The sequence below is a fragment of the bacterium genome (assembly GCA_030685015.1).
GTDB lineage: Bacteria > CAIWAD01 > CAIWAD01 > CAIWAD01 > CAIWAD01 > CAIWAD01.
Genome location: JAUXWS010000092.1, coordinates 1 through 6,385, shown reverse-complemented (window position 1 = coordinate 6,385; position 6,385 = coordinate 1). Strand labels below are relative to the sequence as shown.

6 protein-coding genes are annotated in these 6,385 nt (G+C 70.2%); 5 read left to right on the top strand and 1 reads right to left on the bottom strand.

Annotated features, from left to right (window positions below; genetic code table 11):
- On the top strand, positions 1-337 hold a 337-nt coding region (locus tag Q8O14_13430; protein MDP2361728.1), incomplete at its 5' end, for an EamA family transporter.
- Between the two features lie 2 nt (positions 338-339).
- Here the strand turns inward: Q8O14_13430 and acnA are convergent.
- Entirely contained in the window at positions 340-3,045 is a 2,706-nt protein-coding gene (gene acnA, locus Q8O14_13425; protein ID MDP2361727.1) for an aconitate hydratase AcnA, read from the bottom strand.
- Positions 3,046-3,182: 137 nt separating this feature from the next.
- Here acnA and Q8O14_13420 point away from each other — a divergent pair, with 137 nt between their 5' ends.
- From Q8O14_13420 to Q8O14_13405, 4 genes are all read left to right on the top strand, one after another.
- The gene (locus Q8O14_13420) at positions 3,183-4,004 is read left to right on the top strand and encodes an RNA methyltransferase (protein MDP2361726.1); all 822 of its coding nucleotides are present in this window, start codon (positions 3,183-3,185) and stop codon (positions 4,002-4,004) included.
- Positions 4,001-4,879, top strand: a complete 879-nt coding sequence (gene mazG, locus Q8O14_13415) for a nucleoside triphosphate pyrophosphohydrolase (GenBank protein ID MDP2361725.1) — start codon at positions 4,001-4,003, stop codon at positions 4,877-4,879. Before Q8O14_13420 ends, mazG begins: the two co-directional genes overlap by 4 nt.
- Positions 4,880-5,068: 189 nt before the next feature.
- Positions 5,069-5,296: a hypothetical protein gene (locus tag Q8O14_13410; protein MDP2361724.1), complete on the top strand. Its 228-nt coding sequence runs from the start codon at positions 5,069-5,071 to the stop codon at positions 5,294-5,296.
- A 196-nt stretch (positions 5,297-5,492) separates the two neighbouring features.
- A complete protein-coding gene (locus Q8O14_13405) occupies positions 5,493-5,810 on the top strand; it encodes an HU family DNA-binding protein (GenBank protein MDP2361723.1) in 318 nt (105 codons plus the stop codon).
- The last annotated feature ends 575 nt before the right edge of the window (positions 5,811-6,385 follow it).

The window sequence follows — 6,385 nt, the reverse complement described above, 5'->3', positions numbered from 1 at the left end:
GGCGGCGGCCCAGATGGCGGGGGCCGCCCTCTGGCTGCTGCCCTTCAGCGCGGCCACGCTAGCGCAGGCCGGAGCACGGGACTGGGGTCTGCTGTTGGTCCTGGGCCTGGCCTGCACGGCGCTGGCCCACACCCTCTTCATCGGCGCCCTGGACCGCGTCACGCCTTTCCTGGCCGGCATCGCCGCCGGGCTGGAGCCGGTCTACGGCGTGCTGCTGGCCGCCCTGTTGCCGGGGCCGGCCATCCGTGCCCACGAGTGGGCGGCCCTCCCCCTCATCGTGGCCGCGGCGCTGCTCGCCAGGCCGCGCCACGGGCCGTCCGCCCCGCCTCCCGCCTGATTTCAGCTCGAGAGGAACTGCCGCAGGACAGCCTGCAGGATGCCGCCGTGGCGATAATAGTCCACCTCCACGGGCGTGTCGATGCGGCAGCGCGTGGGGAAGGAGCCCTGCTGCGCGCCGCGCTCCCAGCGCACCGTCACCTCCTGGCGGGCCTGCAGGCAGTCGTCGATCTCCACGGTGAAGGACTCGCTGCCGTCCAGGCCCAGGCTGGCGGGTGACTGGCCCGGCAGGAACTGGAGGGGCAGGATCCCCATGCCCACCAGATTGGCGCGGTGGATGCGCTCGAAACTCTCGGCGATCACCAGCCGCACGCCGAGCAGGGCCGTGCCTTTGGCCGCCCAGTCCCGGCTGCTGCCCGTGCCGTACTCCTTGCCGGCCAGCACGGCCAGGGGCGTGCCCGCCTGCTGGTACAGCACGCTGGCGTCGTGGATGGGCATCACCTCGCCGGTGGGCAGGAAGGTGGTCCAGCCGCCCTCGGTGCCCGGCGCCAGTTGGTTGCGCAGGCGGATGTTGCCGAAGGTGCCCCGCGTCATGACACGGTCGTTGCCGCGGCGGCTGCCGTAGCTGTTGAAGTCGGCCACGGCCACGCCCCGCTCCCGGAGGTAGCGGCCACCCGGCATGTTCTCGGGAATGCGTCCGGCCGGGCTGATGTGGTCGGTGGTGACGCTGTCCCCCAGGCGGGCCAACACCCGCGCCCCGCGGATGGACTGGATGGGTCCCGGCCGCTCGGCCAGATCCTGGAAGAAGGGTGGCTCCTGGATGTAGGTGGACGCCGCGTCCCAGTTGAAGAGGTCGCCCGCCGCGACGGGGATGGCGTTCCACTCCTCGTTGGAGGATCCCACCCCATCGTAGAATTCGCGGAAGACCTCGGGCCGCGTGGCCGACTCCAGCAGGGCGCGGATCTCCGCGTCGGTGGGCCAGATCTCCTTCAGGAAGACGGGCCGGCCATCCCGGTCGCGGCCCAGCGGCTCCGTCGTCAGGTCGATGTCCACGCTGCCGGCCAGGGCGTAGGCCACGACCAGGGGCGGGCTGGCCAGGTAGTTGGCCTTGAGGCGCGGGTGGACGCGCCCCTCGAAATTGCGGTTGCCCGAGAGCACGCCCGCCGCCACCAGCTCGCTGCCGGCCAGGGCGCTCTCCAGCTCGTCGCGCAGGGGGCCGGAGTTGCCGATGCAGGTGGTGCAGCCGTAGCCCACGTTGTGGAAGCCCAGCGCCTCCAGATCCGTCATCAGGCCCGCCTCCTCCAGGTAGCGCGTCACCACGCGGCTGCCGGGGGCCAGGCTCGTCTTGACGGTGGAGGCCACCGTGAGGCCGCGTGCGACGGCCTTCCTCGCCAGCAGGCCGGCGGCCAGCAGCACGCTGGGGTTGGAGGTGTTGGTGCAGGAGGTGATGGCCGCCAGCAGCACGTCGCCGTGGGCCAACTGGACGGCGCCCTCGGGCAGTTCCACCGGCAGGCTCGCCTTCCGCTGTTCCGGGGCCAGGCCGAAGCCCTTGGCGCCGGCGGGGGCGTCCAGGCAGGCGCGGAAGTCCGCCTTGACGGCGTGGAGGGCGACGCGGTCCTGGGGCCGCTTGGGACCGGCCAGGCAGGGTTCCACAGTGGAGAGGTCCAGCTCGAGGGTGTCGGTGAAGACGGGGTCCGGCGTCTCGTCGGTGCGGAAGAGGCCCTGCTCCTTCATGTAGCGCTCGACCAGCTCCACCAGGCGCGGGTCGCGGCCGGTCTGCCGCAGGTAGTGCATCGCCTCGGCGTCCATGGGGCAGAAGCCCATGGTGGCGCCGTACTCGGGCGCCATGTTGGCCAGGGTGGCGCGGTCGGCCAGGCTCATGGCCGAGAGGCCGGGTCCGCAGTACTCGACGAACTTGCCCACCACGCCTTTCCTGCGCAGCATCTCGACACAGGTGAGGGTGAGGTCGGTGGCGGTGACGCCCTCCCGCGGCCGGCCGACCAGGCGGAAGCCCATCACCTCGGGGATGAGCATGTAGATGGGCTGCCCCAGCATGACAGCCTCGGCCTCGATGCCGCCCACGCCCCAACCGGCGATGCCCAGGCCGTTGATCATGGTAGTGTGGCTGTCGGTGCCCACGCAGCTGTCCGGGAAGACGACCTCGCCCTCCCCGTCGCGCCGCCGCATCACGCCGCGGGCCAGGTGCTCCAGGTTGACCTGGTGGATGATGCCCACCGCCGGCGGCACCACGCCGAAATTGTCGAAGGCCTGCTGGCCCCAGCGCAGGAACTCGTAGCGCTCGCGGTTGCGCTCGAACTCGAGCCGGGTGTTGGTGCGCAGGGCGTCGGGACGGCCGTAGGCGTCCACCTGGATGCTGTGGTCGATGACGAGATCCACCGGCACCACCGGGTTGATGCGGCGCGGATCCCCGCCCAGGCGCGCCATGGCGCTGCGCAGGGCGGCCAGGTCCACCACGGCCGGCACGCCGGTGAAATCCTGGAGGACGACGCGGGCGGGACGGTAGGGGATCTCCTCGTCGGTGGGTGCCGCCGGGTTCCAGCCGGCGATGCGGGCCAGGTCCTCCTCGCGCACGACCATCCCGTCGCAGTGGCGCAGGACGGACTCGAGCAGGACCTTGATGGAGAAGGGCAGGCGGCCCACCTGGCCCATGCCCAGGCGTTCCAGGTGGTCCAGGCGATAGAGGTGGGCAGGGCCGGAGCCCGTCTCGAAGGTGGCCCGGGCGCCCAGCGGATTCAGTCGGTGAGTCATGGTGGCTCCCTTGGTCGATCGTGGCGGACTGGACGATTCCAGTCGCCCTCCAAGGTAGGAAACCCGCCAGGCGCGGCCGGGGGCCGCTGCGGGCTGCTATCTTGGCCGGGCAAGGCCAATCTGAAGGAGAGTCCCCCATGCCCATGCAACCGCCCCGGCGCGGTCCCGGCCCCCGCCCCCGTCCCTATGCGGCCAAAGTCCGTCCGGCCGATGGGGCGGTCGAGAGTCTGTGGATCAGTGGCCGCCGCCCCGTGCTCGAGGCTCTGCGCGCCGGTTTGGCGGCCCGCCGCCTGCTCCTGCGCGGCCCGGTGACGGGCGGTCTGTTGGCCGACCTGCGTCAGGAGGCCCGCCGCCAGGGCTGCCTGGTGGAGGAGGTGGACAACGCCGTGCTCGATCGCGTCATGCGGCACACGGAGCATCGCGGGGCGGCTCTTGAACTGGCGCCGCCGGCCGAGCGGGCGCTGCGCCGCGAGCTGCCGGAACTGGAGGGAAGGCCGGGCGCCCGCCCGCTCTTGCTGGTGCTGGACGGCCTGCAGGATCCACACAACCTGGGGGCGGCGGCCCGATCGGCCGAGGCGGCCGGCGTGCTGGCCATCGTGACGGGGCGCTGGGCCCAGGCCCCACTGGGCGACGCCGCCTTCCGCGCCAGCGCCGGCGCCCTCGCCTGGCTGCCCGTCCTGGTGGCGGAGGATCTGGCGGCGGATCTGGATTGGCTGCGCGGCCGGGGCTATTGCCTGGTCGGGCTGTCCGAGCGGGCGACGCGCGGGCTCTTCGAGCCGGCGCCCGAAGGTCCGCTCGCCCTGGTCCTGGGGGGCGAGGGGCGCGGCCTCTCCCAGCGGGTGCGGGAGCACCTCGACCTGGAACTGCGCATCCCCATGCGCGGCCGGGTGGCCAGCCTCAACGCCTCGGTGGCGGCCGCCGTTGTGCTGTTCCACCTGGCGGGAAGGGAGGAGGCATGACCGAGGACCGGCTTGACGCCCGGCTGGACGCCCGGCAGGTGGAGGACGCCGAGCGTGACGGACGGGCCCTCGCCCGCCTGCTCAAGATCCTCAAGATCCTGCGCGGGCCGGAGGGCTGTCCCTGGGACCGGGAGCAGACCCACGAGAGCCTGCGGCCCTACCTCCTCGAGGAATGCCACGAGGTGCTGGAGGCGATCGACCGCGGTTCCATGGCCGACCTGCGGGAGGAACTGGGCGATCTGGCCCTCCATGTGGCCTTCCAGGGGGAACTGGGCGAGGAGAGCGGGGCCTTCCGCCTGTCGGATTCGCTGGCGCAGATCAGCGCCAAGCTGCTGCGGCGCCATCCCCATGTCTTCGGCGGGGAGCAGGCGGCCAGTGCCACCGAGGTGGAGCGTCTGTGGGAGCGGGTCAAGACCGAGGAGCGCCGGGAGAAGGGCGGCGCGGGAGTCCCGGAGTCGATTCTGGCCGGTCTGCCCGCCTCCCTGCCTGCGCTGCTCAAGGCACAGCGCATCCAGGAGAAGGTGGCCGGCGTCGGCTTTGAGTGGGCGGATGTGGCCGGCGCGGCGGCCAAGCTGGAGGAGGAGATCGCCGAGTTCCGCCAGGCCCTGGCGACGGGGGACGGTCGGCGGATGGAAGAGGAGTTCGGGGACTTCCTCTTCTCCGTCGTCAATGTGGCCCGCTACCTGAAAGTCCAGCCGGAAGACGCGCTGCGCCGCACCAATGAGAAGTTTGTCCGACGCTTCCGCCAAGTGGAGGACCGCCTGCGCCGGGCGGGCGGCGAATTGGGGCGGGCGGACCTGGCCCAGTTGGACAGCCTGTGGGAGGAGGTCAAGGCGGAGGAGAGGCGAGTTGCCGGGGCGACAGGTTCCACTTGATGGGGTGCCCGTCCATGACTAGCTTTACGGTCGATTCCGTGAGTCCCTGATGAGCGGATGGGCGCGTGTCCCAGAAAAGGCCCGGCACGTCCATATGATGGCCCCTTGCCAGCAACAGCCACCACCAGCGCCGACCCATTCCTGGAAGGCCATGACCCGACTTCCACACAGCAACTAGCAGGAGCTGCCATGTACAACTACACCGTCACCCGGGATTGCGAATCCATGGACCGACGTTTTCATCTGCGGGCGGGCGAGCAGGTCTACGGCAATGGCAATTTTGTGGGCAAGGTGGGGGTCCTGAAGGATGGCGTGTGGGACCTGGTGGACCGCGACGCTCTGCAACGAATCCGCTCTGGCAGCGACCGCAGGCAGGGTGACGGCGACCGCCGCTGCGGGGATGACCGGCGCGACTGATCGCCGGCCGGGGTGGAAGGCCGCGCCCGCGGAGGACGCCGAACCGCTCTCCGGGCGGCCTCAGCAGCGGTGGCGCTGAAAGATTTCTCATTTTTTCCTTGACTGCCTGAGAGCACCCTTTCTACCTTGCGCCAGCCACACGGCTGTCCAACAGCCTTCCGGCTGTTTGTCACACTACCTGTTCATGGAGGATCCGATGGCCAAGACGATGAAGGAAGCGAAGCCCGGTGCGAAGGAGAGCAAGCCTCCGTTCAACAAGGGCGACCTGATCGAGTTTGTTGCCAAGCAGACCAATCTTCCCAAGACCCAGGCCAAGACCGCTGTGGAAGCGGTGCTGGATGGCATCAAAAAGAATGCCAAGCGTGACGTCCGCTTGGTCGGGTTCGGATCCTTCGCCGTGGTGAAGCGCAAGGCGCGGAAGGGATTCAATCCCAAGACCGGTCAGAAGATGGACATCAAGCCCTCGCGGACCGTCAAGTTCCGCCCGGGCCAGGCCTTCAAGGCCAGCGTCTGAGCGAAGGGCATCTGATGCAGGAGGCCCCGCCCCGGCGGGGCCTTTTCATGGATGGGTGCGCCCAGCATGGGCGCCGTCCTGGAGGTGCAAGTCCTCCCGTAAGCAGGCCATCGTGAGCGAAGTGAAGCGCAACTGCGGAAGGGCAACCGACCGTGGGAAGGAAGCGTGGAGCGTAAACCGCGGGTGGATGAACAAGAACCGGATACGAGGCGACGCCGGACGGGGCGAGCGGGCCATGGATCGCGAAGCTCCGATGGTCAAGGTCCAGGCGGCGTAAATCCGGCCATCGTGCGGTGAAGGACGGCGTTCTTACCTGGGGAGATCCCGCCTTGGGCCTGAAAGGGCCACGCCGGGCGACGGGCGGAGCGGGACGGCAGCCGAGGCCGTAGTACCCGCAGTTGGAGCGGGGAAGGGCGGAACGAATGGAAGGGCGTGACGGCCCAGATCTCGGAAGCGTCATGCCACAGTTGTCCAGTCAACTGGAGCTCCCGTTCCCCGATAGGGGTGAAGCCCCGACAGGGGGGCGGAGTGTGGAAACGCCGACGGCGACGAGGGAGAGCGAGCGCCCAGGCACG

Excerpts from the sequence above, each read along its gene's own strand:
- acnA (MDP2361727.1), bottom strand. The coding sequence starts at position 3,045 with ATGACTCACCGACTGAATCCGCTGGGCGCCCGGGCCACCTTCGAGACG.
- Q8O14_13420 (MDP2361726.1), top strand. The coding sequence starts at position 3,183 with ATGCCCATGCAACCGCCCCGGCGCGGTCCCGGCCCCCGCCCCCGTCCC.
- mazG (MDP2361725.1), top strand. The coding sequence starts at position 4,001 with ATGACCGAGGACCGGCTTGACGCCCGGCTGGACGCCCGGCAGGTGGAG.
- Q8O14_13410 (MDP2361724.1), top strand. The coding sequence starts at position 5,069 with ATGTACAACTACACCGTCACCCGGGATTGCGAATCCATGGACCGACGT.
- Q8O14_13405 (MDP2361723.1), top strand. The coding sequence starts at position 5,493 with ATGGCCAAGACGATGAAGGAAGCGAAGCCCGGTGCGAAGGAGAGCAAG.